This is a genomic window from Xenorhabdus vietnamensis, from assembly GCF_002127535.1.
GTDB classification, from domain to species: domain Bacteria; phylum Pseudomonadota; class Gammaproteobacteria; order Enterobacterales; family Enterobacteriaceae; genus Xenorhabdus; species Xenorhabdus vietnamensis.
Window position 1 is genome coordinate 41,681 of record NZ_MUBJ01000024.1, and the last position, 19,607, is coordinate 61,287.

Below are 19,607 nucleotides of genomic sequence, written 5' to 3' on the forward strand. Positions count from 1 at the left end.
GAACTTCACAGTCAATTGATACTCAAAGTCATGCTTGTTCGGGAAATCAGAACATCATATTGGTTTATTTTAATTATAAATGTGGAGTTTTACCTCAGGAGAGTGAACCTCGGATGAGCGAGCAGTTAACGGATCAAATGCTGATTGAACGGGTCCAGAAGGGTGACCAAAAAGCATTTAATTTGCTGGTTATGAGATATCAGCACAAAGTAGCGAGCCTGATCGCTCGTTACGTACCTCAAGGCGATGTTCCTGATGTTGCTCAAGAGGTTTTCATTAAAACTTATCGGGCACTTTCTTCTTTCCGGGGAGATAGTGCTTTTTATACATGGTTGTATCGTATTGCCGTTAATACTGCGAAAAATTATTTGGTCGCTCAGGGGCGTCGTCCACCATCCAATGATCTGGATGCCAACGACGCAGAAAATTATGATACATCAAGTTCATTAAAAGAAATTTCGAACCCTGAGAACTTAATGTTGTCTGAAGAGCTAAAGGAAGTCGTTTTCCGAACTATTGAATCGCTCCCGGAAGATTTAAGGATAGCGATTACGTTGAGGGAGTTGGATGGGTTGAGCTATGAAGAAATAGCCGACATCATGGAATGTCCTGTAGGCACTGTGCGTTCAAGAATTTTCCGGGCAAGGGAAGCCGTTGATAATAAAATTCAACCATTGATCCAACAGTAATGGGATAAAACAATATTTAAGGGTACTTTGGCATGCAAAGAGAAAAACTTTCCGCATTAATGGATGGAGAAGCTCTTGATAGTGAAGTAGTTCATTTGGTCTCTGAAGATGCGATTATGCAGAAACAGTGGGAAAGATATCATCTTGTACGTGATGTGCTGCGTGGTGATGTGGGGAATGTATTGCATTTGGATATTGCGAGTCAAGTAGCTTTGGCTCTTGAAAAAGAACCCGTTCATATCAATCCAGTAGCTGTTCTGGAATCCCAGCCAAAGCCTGAAACATGGTCGGCCATGCCATTCTGGAACAAAATTCGCACATGGAAGAGCCAAATTACACAAGTTGGTGTTGCTGCTTGTGTATCCCTGAGCGTGATTGTCGGTGTCCAACACTATAATAACGATAATAGTGGCTCTGAAATAGATAACCAATTTGAAACACCGGCTTTTAATACATTGCCTGTGATGGGAACAACTTCAACAGTTGGTTTAGCGACTCCCGCCGAAGAAGAAACTTTCGGTAATGAACTGAGTATGCGAGTGCGTGAAAGTAATAAACGAATTGATGCGATGTTGCAGCAATATGAACTTGATCGCCGTATTCACTTTGAAAAAAATCAGGGTGTCACACAGGCTAACCAGCCGCTTGGAGAGCAAGTACCACAACAGACACGGCAATATTGACAATGATAGTTCACGATAATAGCTTACGATAACAGTAATGAAACATACTTGGTTTTTCGTTTTTTTATTATCAAGTAGCCTGATAAATCCTCTAAGAGCCTCAGCACAGCAAAGCCGCGCTGAGGCTTTGTTACAGGATATGAGTAAGGCAGTACAGACGCTGGATTATGAGCTTGGTTTTATTAACTTGGAGCAGCGACTCATCGTTCCCTTACGTTACCGTCATGCCATTATTGACGGGCAGTCTATTGCCCAAATTATGCAAATGGATGGTTCACGAAGGGAGATTATCCAGCGCGGTACTCAAATCAGTTATTATGAACCTGGATTGGATTCCTTTAGTATCCATGGCACTCATATTATTGACTATCTTCCACCGATCATCTTTGCTGATTTTGCAAAATTACAGAAATTTTATCGTTTCATTGATGTAGGCAGTACACATGTAGGTGATCATCCCGTGAGTTTTGTGCGCATCATATCGAAAGATGAATCCCGCTATAACTATAACCTTCTGATTGATGATAAAACCCACCTTCCCTTGTGGATAGATCTATTGGATAGAGATAATACAACAGTCGTTGAGCAATTCCGTGTCGTGTCATCAACAGTAAATGAACATATTAAAACGGAACTAAGCGCGATTACAGATTTCAAATTACCCCCTATGTTACTCATTCCACCTTCTGATAAGTTGGCGTTCAATTGGTTGGTTGGAAGAGAGCCTGACGGCTTCAAAGAAATTTCCCGTAATAGCCGGAAGCTATCAGAGACAGAATGGTTACAATCCATCATGTATAGTGATGGGTTGTTTAGTTTTTCTGTAAATGTCATGAACTCAAACAAAAATGTGGTTGATAAACAATTGCTTCGACAAGGCAGGAGAACGGTTTATACTTTGGCCAGAGGTAAAAATAGCATAACAATCATTGGTGAGCTGCCTTTCGCAACAGCCGAACAAATTGCAGCAAGCGTGACATTTACGGGAGAAAACTGATGGTGAAAGAGTGGGCAACAGTTGTTCGTTGGCAAAAAGGCCGGGCATTGTTACGTTACGGTTCATCCTCAGGTTGCGGCAGTTGTCAGGCCAAAGCAGCCTGTGGCTCTTATTTACTGGAGAAAATAGGGCCAGAAAGCATCCATCAGTTGGAACTGGAAATTCCTCAACCACTTCAACCAGGCCAGAAAGTTGAAGTAGGTATTCCTGAAAGTAGTCTACTACGTTCAGCCATGCTGGTTTATTTAACACCGTTGCTGGGGCTGTTTTTGGGAGCTGTACTTTTCCAATCTTGGACAGCTGATCAATTATGGATATGTTTAGGGGGAATTGGCGGTGGGTTCGCTGGTTTCTTCATTGCCCGCAGGATTGCTGCATATTGGGATAATCTGCAAACATACCAGCCTATAGTGTTGCAAATTGGTTTACCTCCTGATGCAGTTAAGGTTCTACAGCAAGAATAATTTACTTGATCATGAGAGTTTCAACTTTATTTATCATACTGAAAACTACTGGGTCATACTGAAAACCACAGGCATGACTAGGTTTTCACAGGTTTGGCATGTAGAATACAGCTCCTCAGGCCAGTGGCCGAACCAATAAACTGTCGCTTTATGTCCATCGGTGTGTCCATAGGCGAATGATTCAGAAATATTAAGGCAAAAAAGATTAAATAATGAAGCAAATACGAAATTTCTCCATTATCGCCCACATTGACCACGGTAAGTCCACTTTATCTGACCGGATTATTCAAATCTGTGGGGGGCTGTCGGATCGCGAAATGGCAGCACAAGTACTGGATTCAATGGATCTTGAGCGTGAACGTGGCATTACAATCAAGGCACAAAGTGTAACTCTGGATTACAAGGCAAATGACGGGCAAGTCTACCAATTAAACTTTATCGATACGCCAGGGCATGTTGACTTCTCTTATGAGGTTTCCCGTTCACTGGCTGCTTGTGAAGGTGCATTGTTGGTTGTTGATGCGGGGCAGGGTGTTGAAGCTCAAACATTGGCTAACTGTTATACCGCCATTGAAATGGATCTGGAAGTGGTTCCAGTTCTGAACAAAATAGATCTACCTGCTGCTGAACCAGAGCGTGTAGCTGAAGAAATCGAAGATATTGTTGGTATTGATGCAGCAGATGCTGTTCGTTGTTCTGCAAAAACGGGCGTGGGTGTACAGGATGTTATTGAGCGTTTGGTGAAAGAAATTCCATCGCCAGAGGGCGATCCTGACGCACCATTACAGGCTCTGATTATTGACTCATGGTTTGATAATTATCTTGGTGTTGTTTCACTTGTCCGTATTAAAAACGGTACATTGCGTAAAGGTGATAAAATCAAGGTCATGAGTACCGGACAGATATATAACGCTGATCGTCTGGGTATTTTCACACCAAAACGTATTGATCGTGATGTATTGAATTGCGGTGAAGTAGGCTGGTTGGTTTGTGCCATCAAAGATATTTTGGGGGCACCAGTTGGGGATACATTGACAACGGCACGTCAACCTGCGGAAAAAGCACTGCCTGGTTTTAAAAAGGTTAAACCGCAAGTTTATGCGGGATTGTTCCCAATTAGTTCTGATGACTATGAAGCATTCCGTGATGCATTGGGTAAATTGAGCTTAAATGACGCTTCATTATTCTATGAGCCAGAAAGTTCTACCGCATTGGGCTTTGGTTTCCGTTGTGGCTTCCTCGGATTGCTGCATATGGAAATCATTCAGGAACGTTTGGAACGTGAATATGATCTCGATTTGATCACAACGGCTCCAACAGTTGTTTATGAAGTTGAGACAACCAGTAATGATATTATCTATGTTGATAGTCCATCCAAGTTGCCGGCATTAAACAATATTAAGGAACTGCGTGAACCGATTGCAGAATGTCACATGCTGTTGCCGAAAGAATACCTTGGCAATGTTATTACACTCTGTGTGGAGAAGCGAGGTGTACAGACTAATATGGTTTACCACGGTAATCAGGTTGCACTGACTTATGAAATCCCAATGGCTGAAGTTGTTTTGGATTTCTTTGATCGCTTGAAATCAACATCCCGTGGTTATGCATCTCTGGATTACAATTTCATCCGCTTCCAGGACGCAGACATGGTTCGCGTAGATGTTTTGATCAATGGTGAGCGTGTTGATGCTCTGGCATTGATTACTCACCGTGACAATTCTCAGTATCGTGGACGTGAGCTGGTGGAAAAAATGAAGGAATTGATTCCACGTCAGCAATTTGACATTGCAATTCAGGCTGCTATAGGAACTCACATTATTGCGCGTTCTACCGTTAAGCAGTTACGTAAAAACGTACTGGCGAAATGTTATGGTGGTGATGTCAGCCGTAAGAAAAAGCTATTGCAGAAACAGAAAGAAGGTAAAAAACGCATGAAGCAGGTCGGAAATGTTGAACTGCCGCAGGAAGCCTTCTTAGCGATTCTGCATGTTGGCAAAGATAACTAACAAGGTCGTAAGGAGTTTAAATGGCTAACACTTTTGCCTTGGTATTAACGTTAGCAACGTTAATCACCGGTATTCTCTGGTGCATGGAGCGATTCAAGTTTGCTCCTGAACGTAAAAAAAAGCTTGCTCATATTCAGAAACAGGCGGCAGGCGCAGAAACTCAGGAAGTTTTGGCTAAAGAACTGCATAAACCTTCATGGGTTGAAACACTTGCATCTGTTTTTCCAGTGTTAGCCATTGTGTTGGTTCTGCGCTCTTTTGTTTACGAACCTTTTCAGATCCCTTCTGGTTCAATGATGCCAACATTACTGATTGGTGATTTCATTCTGGTTGAAAAATTTGCCTATGGTTTGAAAGATCCGATTACGCAAACAACCTTAATAAAAACTGGTGAGCCTAAGCGTGGGGATATTGCTGTTTTTAAATATCCGAAGAACCCAAGCATAGATTTTGTAAAACGGATTATTGGGCTACCTGGGGATAAGATTGTTTACAATCATTTCACAAAAGAGCTTCAGGTTTTCCCTAATTGTGGTTGGAGTGCGGAATGTAAGGGAGATTCATCTGTTACTTATCAGAATATATTCCCAAGTGAATGGACGATAAAAACAGGGTTGACACCGGAAGGGAAATTTGTAAATGGTGTTTATCAAGTTCCGGCTGACGAACCAGTGGGGCAGAATTCTTTTCGTCAGGACGAAAGAGTTGAGAACTTAGGCGATGTGTCACACCATATTTTGCTTATTCCTCAACTACAACGTACCCCTAGTTTCTCTCAAGAAGGTTTGCCGAGTAGTACTTGGGTTGTTCCCAAGGGCCAATATTTCGCGATGGGTGACAACCGTGACAATAGCGATGATAGCCGTTCATGGGGATTTGTACCGGAGAAAAATCTGGTAGGCCGTGCAACCGCCATCTGGATGAGTTTCGAAAAACAGGAAGGCAAATGGCCTACTGGTGTGCGTTTTAGCCGAATTGGTGGAATTCACTAATATTTATATATTAGCGCAGCATTAATTTATCTCACAGTGTAGAATATTCTTTCAAACGAGATGACTGGTTCCTCAAGGTGATGGATATCTTTGGGAGCCAGTGCAAACGCAACAGTTTTGTAAGGTAGGGCATAGGGTGAATACTGCCAGATAAGTCTAGCCTTACAGGTCTGTTGCGTGTGCTTTTATTTGATAAATTCTAACTGAATTGGTAGCACATGAACTCCATAATAACGAATCGGTTACAACATAAGCTAGGATATACCTTTAAACAGTACGATTTGTTGCTTCAAGCTTTGACTCACCGCAGTGCCAGCAGTAAGCATAATGAACGTCTGGAATTTCTTGGCGACTCAATCCTGAGTTTTGTCATTGCTAATGCGCTTTACCATCGTTTCCCTCGTGTTGATGAAGGGGACATGAGTCGTATGCGGGCAACATTGGTGCGTGGCAATACGTTGGCGGAATTGGCCAGAGAGTTTGAATTAGGTGAATGCCTGCGTTTGGGGCCGGGGGAGTTAAAAAGCGGGGGACATCGTCGCGAATCCATTTTGGCGGATAGTATTGAAGCCTTAATTGGTGCTATTTTTCTTGATAGCGATATTCAAACCATCGAAAAGATTATCCTGAATTGGTATGAAACTCGTTTGAACGAAATTAGCCCGGGTGATAAGCAAAAAGATCCTAAAACGCGTTTACAGGAATATTTGCAAGGGCGTCATTTGCCATTGCCTACATATCTGGTTGTTCAAGTTCGTGGGGAAGCACACGATCAGGAATTTACAATTCACTGTCAGGTCAGTGGATTTGAACAGCCTGTCAGAGGAGTCGGTTCCAGTCGCCGCAAGGCAGAACAGGCGGCTGCGGAACAAGCATTAAAACAACTGGAGCTTGAATGAGCGAAGAAAAAAACTATTGTGGATTTGTTGCAATAGTCGGTCGGCCTAACGTCGGTAAATCAACTTTACTGAATCAATTATTGGGTCAGAAAGTATCCATCACTTCCCGTAAACCTCAAACGACGCGACATCGCATCATGGGGATTCATACGGAAGGGGTTTACCAAACCATCTATGTTGATACACCGGGTCTTCATATTGAAGAAAAGCGTGCGATTAACCGTTTGATGAACCGTGCGGCGACCAGCTCTATTGGTGATGTAGAACTGGTTATTTTTGTTGTGGAAGGTACGCACTGGACACCCGATGATGAAATGGTGGTGAATAAGTTGCGTCATTTGCGTTGCCCTGTCTTGCTGGCTATTAATAAAGTGGACAATGTGACAGATAAAACTATTCTTCTGCCTCATATCGGTTTTCTCAGCCAACAGATGAATTTTATTGATGTTGTGCCGATTAGCGCTGAAAAAGGCATGAATGTTGATACTATTGCCAAATTAGTGCGTGATCATATACCACTGGCAGAACATCATTTCCCTGAAGATTACATTACCGATCGTTCACAGCGTTTTATGGCATCAGAAATCATCCGTGAAAAATTGATGCGTTTTTTGGGTGATGAACTTCCATATTCTGTGACAGTGGAAATTGAGCAATTTGTTGCCAATGAACGTGGCGGTTATACGATCCACGGTTTGATTCTGGTAGAGCGTGATGGTCAGAAGAAAATGGTGATTGGTAATAAAGGCAGCAAAATCAAAACGATTGGCACAGAAGCCCGTCAAGATATGGAAAAGCTGTTTGATGTAAAAGTCCACTTAGAATTGTGGGTAAAAGTGAAAGCTGGCTGGGCTGATGATGAACGGGCGCTTCGTAGCCTCGGTTACATTGACGACTTATAAGGCTGATGTGTGGACGGCTGGCAGAGAGCCTTTGTGCTTCATGGACGCCCTTACAGTGAAACCAGTTTACTACTGGACGTATTTACTGAAAATGAAGGGCGTGTGCGAGTATTGGCAAAAGGGGCACGAAGCCGTCGCTCCAATTTGAAAGGTTGCTTGCAACCTTTTACCCCGCTGCTCATGCGTTGGAGCGGGCGGGGAGAAATCAAGACATTAAGAGATGCAGAGCCTATCTCATTGGCTCTCCCCTTGAGGGGAAGCGTGCTTTACAGCGGTTTGTATGTGAACGAGCTTTTGTCTAGAGTCCTTGAGCAAGGGACGGCATATCCCGTACTTTTTTTTGATTATCTCCAATGTTTACAAGTTCTTGCGGCGAGTGAATACACGCCGGAGTATGCATTGCGCCGTTTTGAATTAGCGTTACTAACTAATATGGGATACGGTGTGAATTATCTTCACTGTGCAGGAAGTGGTGAACCTGTAGCGGATACAATGACTTACCGTTATCGTGAAGAAAAAGGATTTATCGCCAGTTTAATTGTAGATCACTACAGTTTTACTGGTTATGAACTTAAGGCGTTGGCAATTGGTGAATTTCCTGACCATGCAACTTTGAAAGCGGCAAAGCGTTTCACTCGCATTGCCTTGAAACCTTATTTGGGTGGGAAACCGTTAAAGAGCCGTGAACTGTTTCGTCAATTCATACGTAAAAAAACTGATCATCCCAACAAGAAAAATGAAAATTAAAGTAAGCCGCTTTTTCATGATGAAGAGTGTAAACTTTACTGAATCTTATGTTATTGCAGGAGCTAAAAATGGCTGAGGTATTGTTAGGTATCAACATTGATCACATTGCAACTTTACGTAATGCCCGAGGGACACAATATCCCGATCCCGTTCAGGCTGCATTTGTTGCAGAGCAGGCGGGTGCTGATGGTATAACGATTCACCTGCGTGAAGATCGCCGCCATATTACTGACAGAGATGTCCAATTATTAGAAAGAACCATTCAAACCCGCATGAACCTTGAAATGGCGGTAACAGACGAAATGGTGGGGATTGCTTGCCAAATCAAGCCTACTTTCTGTTGCTTAGTGCCTGAAAAGCGTCAAGAGGTAACAACGGAAGGCGGATTGAATGTATTTGGACAAAAAGAGCATATTGCTGCGGCTGTTAAAACGTTATCAGAAGCGGGAATTTTAGTGTCTTTGTTCATTGATGCGGATTACCAGCAAATTGATGCAGTTGTTGAAGTTGGAGCTCCATTTATTGAGATTCATACTGGTGCGTATGCCGATGCTGAGGATGAAATACAACAGGAAAAAGAATTTCAGCGCATCAAAGAAGCTGCAACTTACGCGGCGGCTAAAGGCCTTAAAGTCAATGCTGGTCATGGTTTGACCTATCACAATGTACAGCGTATTGCAGCTTTACCTGAAATTTATGAATTGAATATAGGACATGCAATTATTGGCCGTGCTGTATTCAGTGGCTTGTCTGCGGCTGTTGCAGATATGAAAACATTGCTGCGGGAAGCACGCCGTTAATGGCCATTATTGGTTTAGGCACAGATATTGTTGAAATATCCCGTATTGAAGAAATTGTCGGGCGTTCGGGTGAGCGTCTGGCAAGGCGAATTCTGAGTGATGGAGAGTGGCAACAATATCAACAGCATAATCAGCCTATCCGTTTTTTGGCAAAGCGCTTCGCAGTTAAGGAAGCAGCAGCCAAAGCATTTGGAACGGGTATCCGCAACGGGCTGGCCTTTAATCAATTTGAAGTGATTAATGATCTACTGGGAAAACCCACTTTAAAACTTCATGACGAGGCCGAAGTGCTGGCTAACAAACTGAATGTAAAATCCCTCCATGTCACACTGGCAGATGAACGGCGTTATGCTTGTGCGACGGTGATATTGGAAAGTTAACTTCAAATTTTGTCAGAATGATGTAGCAGTACAAACTTATCCCATAACTGTTCTTCGGTTTCTTGATTATTAGGGTCAAGGATAATGGTATTAGTGATCGGGCAGACAGATTGGCAAGTTGGCTTTTCGTAATGCCCGATGCACTCGGTACAACGTTCAGACTCAATTTCATAGATTTCTGTGCCCATTGTGATGGCCTGATTAGGGCATTCGGGTTCACACATATCACAATTTATACAGCGTTTGGTAATTAGTAATGCCATTTCAGTATTTTATGTATATAAATTTTTTAAAACAAGTGGTTAAGTGAATTCCGTATTCGTTACATTTACACGATTCTTGTGCTTTTATACAGTATGTTTTACATTTAAAATCGATGTTCCGTAACACAAAACCGCAACACATGACTGTTTTAGGTGTCTAAAATATAGTGATGTGTGAGCTAATATATCAATATCATGATATTACGGAGTTTTTAATGAAAAGCATAGTAACACAAACGACAATCACCCAACAAAATGATGTATATTTAAGCGCCTTAGCTAGCTGGGAGTCGTGTAAGCCCCCATATACTGGCTCACACATGAAAATCTGTGTTACGGCTGCTAAGACCATATTAAAACATTTAGGTAAGCCCCGTCGATCTAAGTATGAAAAGGAAAATTACCTAAGAATAGATTTCAGCAAAGCGGGGAAGGTTACTATTTATGCCGAGTACCCTAAAAGCATGGGGTTAAAAGGCCGGAAATTAGGCGAATGGCCTGAGTTGACCTTACCTATAGCTCGTGAGAAAGCTCAAGATCTGGCTAAAGAAGGACTAACGGCTGAGTCAGTACATCAAATTTTGGATTCATACGAAAATGATTTACGAGCAAAGGTCGAACGTAAAAAACTCGGTGAACATAGTTTTTATACGTACAGTTGCAGGATAAAACAGTTACGTGAATCGTTCGAACCTCGAGAGATATATAGCGATGTTACATATCAACGCTTGATTGACGCTCTGGATTCGTGGATTGAAACAAAATCCAACAATCAGGCATTCGAACTATTTGGAGAGCTGCGCAGATTTTGGAAATTTGCCGCTCCACTGCATTGTGGAGGGAAAAACATTGCTGCCAGTATTCCTGATGATTACATTTCGTCTCGCGTGCAGCGACCTACCCCTACCCGTCGTTTTACAGATATAGAGTCTATTGCTCAATTATGGATTAATGTCGCAGCATGCACGTCCGTTCATCAAAAAAATGCAATGCGCTACATGATATTAACTGGTGTTAGACCAATCAACGTATCAAATTTACGTTGGGAGTATGTGAATGCTGCTGCGGGGGAAATTGTTTATCCTGCGGGAATAATGGGTATGCGCGGAGCAATGAAAACGCAGAAAGAATTTAGGTTACCAATCACGCCGATGTTGAAGAGCATCCTTGATGAGCAAAAATCGTGGAGTGATTCTGTAAATGGATGTAATCGGGACTATGTGTTTTTACAGCCCAAGAACATACAAAATCCTTTTTCTAAACGTTCTCTGGATAAAATAATTAAAACCTATAGTCCTGAAAATGCTCTGAAAGGGGTTATCCATGAAGGAACTATCAAAGGGAAATCGAGCGCATTTAATACAATGTGTAGAAAATTCCTGAAAAGTAACATCATTGCCCAAATGCGCGCACGGGGATATTCTCGTTCGGATACCCGAGAAATTAGCCAATTATGCATGCACCATTCTGATAATCGCTCTGATCCTATGGGTGAGCATTACGATTTCTCCGACGAGATATTACAAGAAGAAATCGCGTTAAAACGTCAGGCGTTCGAAGCGCATGAAAATAGCATAATGACCCAAGTAGCGCTGCTACGGCGAAAGAGTTAATACACACTACGGCATTTTTCCTTAAATTGTATTAGTCGCGACCCGATCTGACAGTCACCCACTTTGATTCAGTGCCTGTCAGATTAAATCTGGGTTAGATTTTTTTCAGCCCAGATTAATTTTCCTTCCAATAAGGTCTCTATTGGCGTACGACCACAACACATTTTTCCTTGATGAGTACGATGATGGTTGTCGTGATCTATCCATTCATCCAGATCCTTTTGCAACTCATTGAGTGAACTATACAGTTTTTTTCTGAATGTGACTTGGTAGAACTCGTTCAAAATAGTCTTATGGAAGCGTTCACAGATACCGTTTGTTTGTGGCGATCTGGCTTTCGTTTTTGTGTGGTCTATATCATTTATCGCTAAATAAAGCTGATAATCGTGGTGTTCGACGCGTCCGCAATACTCTGTGCCCCGGTCTGTTAATATCCTCAACATCGGTAACTGATGCGACTCAAAGAAAGGGAGTACTTTATCATTAAGCACATCGGCCGCGGTAACCGGTGTCTTGGTCGTATAGAGTTTGGCAAATGCCACCTGGCTGTAGGTATCGACAAAAGTCTGCTGGTAAATCCGACCAACGCCTTTCAAGTTGCCCACATAGAACGTATCTTGTGAACCCAGATAAACCGGGATGGGCCGTGTCGATTTCACCGCAAGCCTCATCATCCTGTTTCTTTTTCTCCAGTGCTACCACTTGTTCTTCCGTCAGGATGCTCCCCGTTTCAGCAACGTGTTTTTCGAGCGCCAGTAAGCGCTTTTTAAAATTTTCAAGGTCGTGCCTGAGCCAAATAGACCTCACCCCGCTGGGTGAGACAAATATCCCTGACTTACGAAGCTCGTTACTGGTTCTCACTTGTCCGTATGCCGGGTAATCAATGGCGTATTTGATAACCGCTTGCTCTGTTTCAGAATCAACCCTGTTTTTGAGATTGGGTGTTCTTCTACTCTGGTTGATAAGCGCATCAATGCCACCGGTTTCAACGAGTTCTTGATAACGGTAAAAAGTGTCCCGTGATACGCCCATGACTTTACAGGCTCGGGATACATTACCCAGCTCCTCTGCAAGGTTGAGAAGACCCGCTTTGTGTTTAATAATTGGATTGTTAGTATGTAGCATGAGAATTACCTCTTAGTTTCTTTGATTTAAGATTCAGCACCTTTAATCAAAGTGGGTAACTCTCTTCTTTTCAAATCGAAGTGTCAGATCTGATTGCGACTAATACATGCATTTTTATCTAGTGGTTTAGGTACATAGTAAATACCGTATATCTTCCCATTATCCAGATCCATGTAGTAATCGTTACCAACATTAACCATCGACTCATATTTTTTATTCTCTGTTGCCAGAGAAGGTAATGCTATTACAGTGGCAATTATAAGGAGTACGGCTTTTATTAGTCTCATTACATTGCACCTCAAAGTGGCTGATTTATGTGTACAGCATAACACTAATTTGTTTTCCCTGTGTTTTATTTGAACATGATGGTTATACTTGGAGCAAATTAATCATTACATGGGGTGATGAATGTTAAAAAAATATTTTGCATTATTGGTGATAGCTGCATCTTTAGCCTCATGCACTATTGTTGATCATCCCCGGCAGACAAAACAGAAAGAAGAAAAAAATTACGATGACATAGCAGTTTATGTAAAAGACGGACTTTATAAATGCGAGTACATGGTTGCCGTTGGTTCTGGCGCTGGGTATGGACCCACTATAGTTGATAATGGCAAAATTTTGCTAAAAAGTAGGCAGAATAGATGATTCAAATGCTTCTATGGCAGTTGTTTTATCAAACGGCGTATCATACTCCAGCAAAGGATTAAGGCTTCAAAAGCCAGAAAAAGATGGCACGGAGTATCTTCAAGACCCTGATCTTTTGGGTAGTTCAGGGAGACCGGGTATGACATTTAGATACAACTACCTTGATAATGGAGAGGTTGACCTGGGAGCTGCTGTATCTTTTGTTAATGGATTCCAATCGATGGTCATACAAACCAACTGGTGCAAGGAAATTAACACAAGCAAGAATTAGTTTATAAACCGCTCAGAATGCCAAAGAATGAACACTTACTAAACAGCCCTGATGGGGCTTATTTTGTGGTTACTATCAAGGATGGTTTACATTGATTGCTGAAGATAAATAAATTCTATACTTCATTGATTTAAATTGCTTTTTTTACAACCCTACACTGGTAGCTTTCTCCACCATGCTCAGTGACAGAATAGCTCACGGCACCACCAGTAAGTCGGTTGATGGCTACGTTCTGCATCGTGCGCCATTCATCTCCACGAGACCACTCTATGCGATATTGTATTTGTTCATCTGTGACTACAGGATTTACTACACGGAAATTGGTTGAATCCCGACCTTGTGACTCTCCGTCTTCCCAAACAATCACAAGACCAGTCCAATTCGCATTTTTGCCATTTTTCACACAGTTTGTACCTGAAAACTCAGGCCAGCCTTTAACATCAAAACAAAGGGTATTTGGATCGGATAAATAAAGCGAAGGCCAAATAGATGTAATTGAATGCTCAGGGGATTCGTTTTCACAAATAATAGGAGACGCAGAAAATGCCATTACAGGCACTGATAGCATTAATGCAGCAAAACTCTTTAAATATTTCATTTAATTCGACTCAGTTAATAACACATTCTTGAAGGAAATAAACTTCATATGCAATGGTTAGCATTACCAATAGAACAGCCCCTTACAGGACTGTCTTTGTTGGTTTTATCAGGACATCTGCGGGAATACCGAACATACCGTGTAAGTTGCGGATCATGGGTAATGTCAAATTACGCTTACGGTTCAGAACCTCATAAACGCGGTTCGATTTACCGATAGCTGGTTCCAAGTCTTTAACCGTCAGGCCGGATTGCTCCATTCTGAATTTGATAGCCTCAATGGGGTCTGGCGGGTCGATTGGGTAATGCTCTGCTTCATAGGCTTCAATCAGCAGCACCATAATTTCCATAAAATCAAATTCAGGCGTGCCAATTTCTGGCTGATTATCAAACAGCGGAGCGATGGCTTTTAATGCTTCTTGATAGTCTTGTTCGGTTCTAATGGGTTTAATGTTCATGGTTTACTCCGGCTCTACAGTGTTGGCATCTACGACATCATATTGTTTATGCGTGCCGATAAATTTAATGTACACCCAGCCTGCGGGATAAAAGATAGAAACTATCAGGCGGTAATCGTTCCCTTTAATGTTAAATACCATGCGATTGTTTTTCAGTATGCTCACATTACGATATTGAGCCTTAATATCGGCTGGCGTCTTCCATAAGGCTTTTTTGGCCTCATCGAACCAAGCCCTTAGTGGTTGTTCTGCATCGGGATACTTTTCCCAAAACGCTTTAAGTGATGCAACGGATATTATTTTCATAATTTAATTGTAGTCCCATTTTGGGACTCTGCAAGTGACAGTACGGTTTTTGGGGCCAATTCATCACGGTTTTTTTGTGATTGTTTTTAATAAGCAACTGTTATGCTTACTGAAAAAATGTGAGGATGTTATGAAAAAGCTACTAATAGCATGTACAGCGCTTGCCTTGACAGGATGCGGTGATAACCACAGTGAATTTAATGGCGTGTATATCTGCAAAATAGGTCAGATAGTTAATTCTGAGGTAGTGAAACAAGGAAGTGAATATTCTTTCCCGCTGGTGGCAGTGAAAACCAAGATGACTTTTAAAAATGGAGTGATGACCATTCACGGAATGAAATCAGGTGATTATGTTGGGCATGAGATGGCCCTGACTGCTGCACCAGTCACACCGGATGGCAGGAAGATCATGTCAGAGAGAGAGTTTCAATATGATGATGGTGAATTTAGTGAAAGCTTTTTCCCTAAATACGCTATAGCTACACTTTCGGTTGGCAGCCCACGTGACGGCATAATGCAGCAATTAACTAACTGCAAGAAAGAGCAATAATAATTTTCCTGAAAGTCGAAACAGCCCCTTACGGGGCTTTTACTATCCAAATTCTCCAGTCGTACGCCATTGACTTATACGATAAGAGTGCTATTATCATTTTATACATACACCAATGGCGTACTGAAATATGATATTCATTGAGACCTCTATATTCACCGAAGACTGTAAAGAGCTGTAAAGAGCTGTAAAGAGCTGTAAAGAGCTGATGAATATCGCGAGTTTCAGCAATATCTTGCAGACAATCTCGCTTCAGGTGATGTTATCCAGCACATTGGGGGCTTACGTAAAGTTAGATGGGCATCCAGAGGTAAAGGTAAACGTGGCGGTGTACGCGTCATTTATTATCACAAGGTCGATGTCTCACATATAAGACTGTTGCTGATTTATAAAAAAGGCATTAAAGATGACCTTAGCGAGTCAGAAAAGAAAGTCTTGAGAGCATTAAATGAGGGATGGTAACAATGGATAGCAAATTATTTTCCAGACTCACTGAAAGCATGACACAGATGAACGAAATCATGAATGGCGAACGTGCTGCTTCTCGTGAAACAACTATTGAGGCAGTGAAGGTAAAAAACATTCGTCAGATAACCGGCTTAAGCCAAGCGGGATTTGCTAAATTAATCTCTGTTAACGTTGGAACCCTTCGCAATTGGGAGCAAGGGCGAAGAGAGCCAACCGGACCAGCCAAGGCTCTGTTAAAGGCAATAGAGAAAGATCCGCTTCATGTCTTAAAGGCGTTATCTATGTAGCTTACGAAGCCCCATCACGGGGCTTTTCATTTCGACCAATTGTATGGCCTTCCACACAAGGAAATTTAGTTAAAAAGGTTCTTTACGTTCGATAAAATTTATTGACAGTTGACAGCGGGATAAAGTAATGACCTTGAAATAATTTAGTATCTGCATGAGTTAATTTGCACGATTTTTATTGTAAATTGGATTTTTATCCTGTTTTATTTATCATGATGGATTTTTTCACCAGAATGCTGGATTTTATCAATCAATAGGAAGTTATCTTCTGATGATTGAGTAATTACTATTTATTTGCTGTTATCTTCTGTAATTGTGTCGATAAGTTGCATTAACTTCGCTTATCGTGCTCTCAATTCAAATGTTATAGCGTGCTATAATATTGCTCACGGGTTATGCATAATTTGGATTACTTTAGCTAGTTAAGGAGGGGATATGAGTAAACTATTTAGACTAATACTTAAGGCAATCCTGTCCCCAGAGAAGATTGTTAAAGATACGCTGATCGATAAAAATCAGGTTGATCAAGTTGAGATTAACACCAAAGATAGGTTTTTTGTCAATAAAGATGGTTCAATAGCCTTAAACCCCAACAATGAAGAAGTACAGAAAGCATTTGCAGCCAACATAGAGAAGTTACACTCGATCAGAAAAGGATAGCTCTATGTGGGCTTTCATCATAGTTTTTGTTCTTATATGTGGGTATTACTATGTTGATACCCACTTACCTTCCAAATACAAACTCAATAAATCAGTGGGCTGGAGTGCATACTTTTGCGTTGGCGCGAAAGGGGTTGAATTCCTAATCGCAGGGGTTATTCTCGCTGCCGTAATTGTCTTTTATTTGTATTTAGTGATGTTTGTTTTGAATATCCTGCATTATTTAGGGGTCGAGTATAAGCTATTTACGTTCACTGGTGATATTCTGTCTCAGTGAATTTTTGGGGTTAGCTTTTTTTCTGCTTTATGCCTAGGCTGCATGGTCTTTGTGAGCTTTAAGCGAACATATCAAGTAGAAAAACATAATAACGACTTAGAAAAAAGAATTGAGTATTTTAGAGAAATAGCAAAAGACAGTTCAATTGAGGGTGTATTACTGGAATCAGTAGATAGGATTGATGAGGGGCTTCTCATTCTAGTGACTCTCAAATCCAGAAAAGTGTACGTTGGAATGCTTGATATTGCCAGATTTGAAGGAATGGATACCAATACCTTAGTATTGATTCCATTCATGTCTGGTTATAGGGATAAAGACACATTAACCTTTGTTATTGACCATGATTATGCGGAACATTACAGAAAAGAGGGAATAACCCTTACATCTGAACCATTATCGGTTTATCAATTTAGGCATGTGTTACCATTTGAGCAGATAGAGTCCTTTTCTCTGTTTGATTTCAATACCTATGAAAAATTTCAGGTTGCTAAAAAAGAAAAACAGGTGCAGAAAGAAAACAAAGAAAATAATTAGCAATCTACTTTACAACCCAACCCGCTTCGGCGGGTTTTTTAACACCCAAACTTAGCCGCCATTAAAGTGTCCAATATAAGGAGTTCACTTCACAGTGCGGTTTTTTATCAGCACCAAACTTTGAATTTACAACTCACTGAATCGCGCACTCGACCAATAGACAGATTTTATAATACGCAACCATATTTTAATGCGTATTAATTCTGCTAATAGTTATTCAATTGAGATAAGAATCTGACCTCAGTAATATTAACTGGCAATTTAGTAGTAAGATGAAATTACCTTTATTAATAAATAATTAAGTGAGGGATTTATGTCTGAAATTAATAAGCTGGATAATAAACAATGTCCGTTTAATCCTGACCAATATAATATTGACAATGACAATATTACTGTACCAGTAGGTTCTTTCGCATGGGCATTGAGTCAAATATTTTTAGGGAAACAAGTATATCGTAGTGACTGGAATGTACCTAAAGAGCACATGCGCCTTGCCCATGAATCGGAATCTAATAATGGCGAAGGTGGAGGGGGCCCTTATATTGAGAAGAGTGATAAAGATGGCTATTGGTATCCTTGGAGACCAACACAAGAAGAGTTGCAAGGGAGCCTGATGGCTTGTGATTGGAAGTTGTTAAAATCTGAGCAAAAACCAAAGCCAGATAATTGCATGCTGTCTTTTGATCTTGAAGTAGGAACGAACAATGCTGAGCTTTGGAAAGAATGGGGATATGGAATTGCTGACAGTGAGTATGGCTCGTTAACTAACCTTGAAAATAAGGTGGATATTGCGAAATTTTCAGAATTTTTAAGTGATTGGGATGACAATATAGGTTTTGTAGTTTCATCTGATACCAATCAAGAAGGTTACCAGATGCAAAAATTATTTCAAAAAGATCTTACTGTCATTGCTGGTGGTGTGCATTATCACCTTGGAAGTGCTATAGAAAACGATGGCAGACAAAGATCATACGAATATTCAGGTGTTTATGGTTCTGATAACTATGATGTAAAGAAATTTGCTACCCTACTGCAACAAAACGTAGGTAATACACTGCATTTTTGCTTCAACTGGAAATAATTCTCCAAATCTACATTCTGAATCCAAGGCTGCGCTCTGCGTGGCCTTTTCTTTATCTGCCGCCTTGTGCGGTTTTTTTACGTCCAAAAAATGAGGCTTCTATGTTCGGAATGCCAGATATACCTAACTGGAAGGGTATCCCTAACGCCGCACTGGACGCGGGAATCAGTCTTGGTGGTGCGGCACTGATAAATACATTGTTCGGCAATTACTGGGGCATATTCAATCAATATGGAATTCCCCTTCTGCTCGCTGATAATGTGATATCACTACAATACCAGAACCAATATCGGGTAGTGAGTGCGCCGATAGAAAATGGCTCATTTGCTAGTTATAACAAAGTGGGTGACCCGTACAAAGTTACTGTTCAGCTCACAAAAGGCTCTGGCGGAACGCTGGAACGCGGCGCTTTCTTGTCTCAACTGGAAATTTTGGCGAAAAGTACCCTGAAATTTCACGTAGTCACGCCTGAGTTCGTCTACACCAATGCTGCTATCGTCGGCTACGATTTAGCGCGTGAGTCTAAAGATGGTGCGACGCTGCTCAAGGTGAATGTGCATCTGGAGGAAATCAGGGAAGTGAAGGTCAAATACGACAAAGAGGAAGTGAAAAACCCTGATGATGCTAAGAAAAACCTCAGCTTTGTTTAAGCATTGCAATTTCATAGTCACGTAAACCTAAGCTCGGCTTTTTGGGTTGGAATGTATAAGCAATTAGCCCTGATACAACCTCCAGTAAAAAACCGACTACACTCCGATGTCTTGAATGTTCTATCTGAGAAATATTTTTCAATTGGTCATTCACTGTTTCTATTAAAAAACGTTTTCTTAACATGGCCTTGTCCCAAAGCGATAAAAATTTGGCCTTCATATTACGGCGGACATTCGTGATCAATGTAATTCCTTCA

Annotated in this window: 24 protein-coding genes and 2 pseudogenes; 20 read left to right on the plus strand and 6 right to left on the minus strand. The window is 41.3% G+C overall.

Going from position 1 to position 19,607, the window contains the following annotated elements; genetic code table 11:
- The first annotated feature begins 113 nt into the window (after window positions 1–113).
- From rpoE to acpS, 11 genes are all read left to right on the plus strand, one after another.
- The gene (gene rpoE, locus Xvie_RS17010) at window positions 114–689 is read left to right on the plus strand and encodes an RNA polymerase sigma factor RpoE (RefSeq protein WP_086110368.1); all 576 of its coding nucleotides are present in this window, start codon (window positions 114–116) and stop codon (window positions 687–689) included.
- 32 nt (window positions 690–721) lie between these two features.
- Window positions 722–1,372, plus strand: a complete 651-nt coding sequence (rseA, locus tag Xvie_RS17015; RefSeq protein ID WP_086110369.1) for an anti-sigma-E factor RseA — start codon at window positions 722–724, stop codon at window positions 1,370–1,372.
- 37 nt (window positions 1,373–1,409) lie between these two features.
- On the plus strand, window positions 1,410–2,369 hold the full coding sequence (gene rseB / locus Xvie_RS17020; protein WP_086110370.1) for a sigma-E factor regulatory protein RseB: 960 nt from the start codon (window positions 1,410–1,412) through the stop codon (window positions 2,367–2,369).
- On the plus strand, window positions 2,369–2,833 hold the full coding sequence (gene rseC, locus Xvie_RS17025; RefSeq protein WP_086110371.1) for a SoxR-reducing system protein RseC: 465 nt from the start codon (window positions 2,369–2,371) through the stop codon (window positions 2,831–2,833). The genes rseB and rseC overlap by 1 nt, the downstream gene beginning before the upstream one ends.
- A 212-nt stretch (window positions 2,834–3,045) precedes the next feature.
- The gene (lepA, locus tag Xvie_RS17030) at window positions 3,046–4,842 is read left to right on the plus strand and encodes a translation elongation factor 4 (protein ID WP_086110372.1); all 1,797 of its coding nucleotides are present in this window, start codon (window positions 3,046–3,048) and stop codon (window positions 4,840–4,842) included.
- 20 nt (window positions 4,843–4,862) lie between these two features.
- A complete protein-coding gene (gene lepB, locus Xvie_RS17035; protein ID WP_086110373.1) occupies window positions 4,863–5,834 on the plus strand; it encodes a signal peptidase I in 972 nt (323 codons plus the stop codon).
- Between the two features lie 218 nt (window positions 5,835–6,052).
- Window positions 6,053–6,733: a ribonuclease III gene (gene rnc / locus Xvie_RS17040; RefSeq protein ID WP_086110374.1), complete on the plus strand. Its 681-nt coding sequence runs from the start codon at window positions 6,053–6,055 to the stop codon at window positions 6,731–6,733.
- Window positions 6,730–7,635: a GTPase Era gene (gene era, locus Xvie_RS17045; protein WP_086110375.1), complete on the plus strand. Its 906-nt coding sequence runs from the start codon at window positions 6,730–6,732 to the stop codon at window positions 7,633–7,635. The genes rnc and era overlap by 4 nt, the downstream gene beginning before the upstream one ends.
- Before the next feature lie 9 nt (window positions 7,636–7,644).
- Window positions 7,645–8,382, plus strand: coding sequence for a DNA repair protein RecO (gene recO, locus Xvie_RS17050; protein ID WP_086110376.1), 738 nt, complete (start codon window positions 7,645–7,647; stop codon window positions 8,380–8,382).
- A gap of 68 nt (window positions 8,383–8,450) precedes the next feature.
- A complete protein-coding gene (gene pdxJ / locus Xvie_RS17055) occupies window positions 8,451–9,182 on the plus strand; it encodes a pyridoxine 5'-phosphate synthase (RefSeq protein WP_086110377.1) in 732 nt (243 codons plus the stop codon).
- The gene (gene acpS / locus Xvie_RS17060) at window positions 9,182–9,562 is read left to right on the plus strand and encodes a holo-ACP synthase (RefSeq protein ID WP_086110378.1); all 381 of its coding nucleotides are present in this window, start codon (window positions 9,182–9,184) and stop codon (window positions 9,560–9,562) included. Before pdxJ ends, acpS begins: the two co-directional genes overlap by 1 nt.
- 2 nt (window positions 9,563–9,564) lie before the next feature.
- On the opposite strand, the gene Xvie_RS17065 is transcribed toward acpS, so the two are convergent.
- The gene (locus tag Xvie_RS17065; RefSeq protein WP_086110379.1) at window positions 9,565–9,825 is read right to left on the minus strand and encodes a YfhL family 4Fe-4S dicluster ferredoxin; all 261 of its coding nucleotides are present in this window, start codon (window positions 9,823–9,825) and stop codon (window positions 9,565–9,567) included.
- A 215-nt stretch (window positions 9,826–10,040) separates the two neighbouring features.
- On the opposite strand from Xvie_RS17065, the gene Xvie_RS17070 reads away from it, so the two are divergent.
- Window positions 10,041–11,438, plus strand: coding sequence for a tyrosine-type recombinase/integrase (locus tag Xvie_RS17070; protein ID WP_086110380.1), 1,398 nt, complete (start codon window positions 10,041–10,043; stop codon window positions 11,436–11,438).
- Between the two features lie 83 nt (window positions 11,439–11,521).
- On the opposite strand, the pseudogene Xvie_RS17075 reads toward Xvie_RS17070, so the two are convergent.
- Window positions 11,522–12,563, minus strand: a pseudogene (locus tag Xvie_RS17075) (IS481 family transposase).
- 408 nt (window positions 12,564–12,971) lie between these two features.
- Here Xvie_RS17075 and Xvie_RS17085 point away from each other — a divergent pair.
- Window positions 12,972–13,211: a hypothetical protein gene (locus Xvie_RS17085; protein WP_086110382.1), complete on the plus strand. Its 240-nt coding sequence runs from the start codon at window positions 12,972–12,974 to the stop codon at window positions 13,209–13,211.
- Window positions 13,212–13,612: 401 nt separating this feature from the next.
- Here Xvie_RS17085 and Xvie_RS17095 read toward each other — a convergent pair whose 3' ends face one another.
- The 3 genes from Xvie_RS17095 to Xvie_RS17105 form a co-directional block, all read right to left on the minus strand.
- The gene (locus Xvie_RS17095; protein ID WP_086110384.1) at window positions 13,613–14,080 is read right to left on the minus strand and encodes a hypothetical protein; all 468 of its coding nucleotides are present in this window, start codon (window positions 14,078–14,080) and stop codon (window positions 13,613–13,615) included.
- Window positions 14,081–14,162: 82 nt separating this feature from the next.
- Complete coding sequence (locus tag Xvie_RS17100) at window positions 14,163–14,537, minus strand: helix-turn-helix domain-containing protein (RefSeq protein ID WP_086110385.1); 375 nt, start codon at window positions 14,535–14,537, stop codon at window positions 14,163–14,165.
- 3 nt (window positions 14,538–14,540) lie between these two features.
- Window positions 14,541–14,843: a type II toxin-antitoxin system HigB family toxin gene (locus tag Xvie_RS17105; protein WP_086110386.1), complete on the minus strand. Its 303-nt coding sequence runs from the start codon at window positions 14,841–14,843 to the stop codon at window positions 14,541–14,543.
- 130 nt (window positions 14,844–14,973) lie between these two features.
- Between Xvie_RS17105 and Xvie_RS17110 the strand changes: the two genes are divergently transcribed.
- From Xvie_RS17110 to Xvie_RS17140, 7 genes and pseudogenes are all read left to right on the plus strand, one after another.
- On the plus strand, window positions 14,974–15,393 hold the full coding sequence (locus Xvie_RS17110) for a hypothetical protein (RefSeq protein ID WP_139838873.1): 420 nt from the start codon (window positions 14,974–14,976) through the stop codon (window positions 15,391–15,393).
- A gap of 130 nt (window positions 15,394–15,523) precedes the next feature.
- Window positions 15,524–15,855, plus strand: a pseudogene (locus Xvie_RS23365) (type II toxin-antitoxin system RelE/ParE family toxin).
- A 2-nt stretch (window positions 15,856–15,857) separates the two neighbouring features.
- On the plus strand, window positions 15,858–16,148 hold the full coding sequence (locus tag Xvie_RS17120) for a helix-turn-helix domain-containing protein (RefSeq protein WP_086110388.1): 291 nt from the start codon (window positions 15,858–15,860) through the stop codon (window positions 16,146–16,148).
- Between the two features lie 435 nt (window positions 16,149–16,583).
- Window positions 16,584–16,808: a hypothetical protein gene (locus Xvie_RS17125; RefSeq protein ID WP_086110389.1), complete on the plus strand. Its 225-nt coding sequence runs from the start codon at window positions 16,584–16,586 to the stop codon at window positions 16,806–16,808.
- A gap of 328 nt (window positions 16,809–17,136) precedes the next feature.
- Window positions 17,137–17,619 (plus strand): hypothetical protein, encoded by a 483-nt coding sequence (locus Xvie_RS23370; RefSeq protein ID WP_244175700.1) that lies wholly within the window; start codon window positions 17,137–17,139, stop codon window positions 17,617–17,619.
- Between the two features lie 313 nt (window positions 17,620–17,932).
- On the plus strand, window positions 17,933–18,700 hold the full coding sequence (locus Xvie_RS17135) for a Thoeris anti-defense Tad2 family protein (protein WP_086110390.1): 768 nt from the start codon (window positions 17,933–17,935) through the stop codon (window positions 18,698–18,700).
- 101 nt (window positions 18,701–18,801) lie between these two features.
- Window positions 18,802–19,350: a phage baseplate protein gene (locus Xvie_RS17140; protein WP_086110391.1), complete on the plus strand. Its 549-nt coding sequence runs from the start codon at window positions 18,802–18,804 to the stop codon at window positions 19,348–19,350.
- On the opposite strand, the gene Xvie_RS17145 is transcribed toward Xvie_RS17140, so the two are convergent.
- A partial coding sequence (locus Xvie_RS17145; RefSeq protein ID WP_244175701.1) for a transposase occupies window positions 19,337–19,607 on the minus strand: 271 nt, incomplete at its 5' end. The two genes, Xvie_RS17140 and Xvie_RS17145, sit on opposite strands and share 14 nt — an antisense overlap.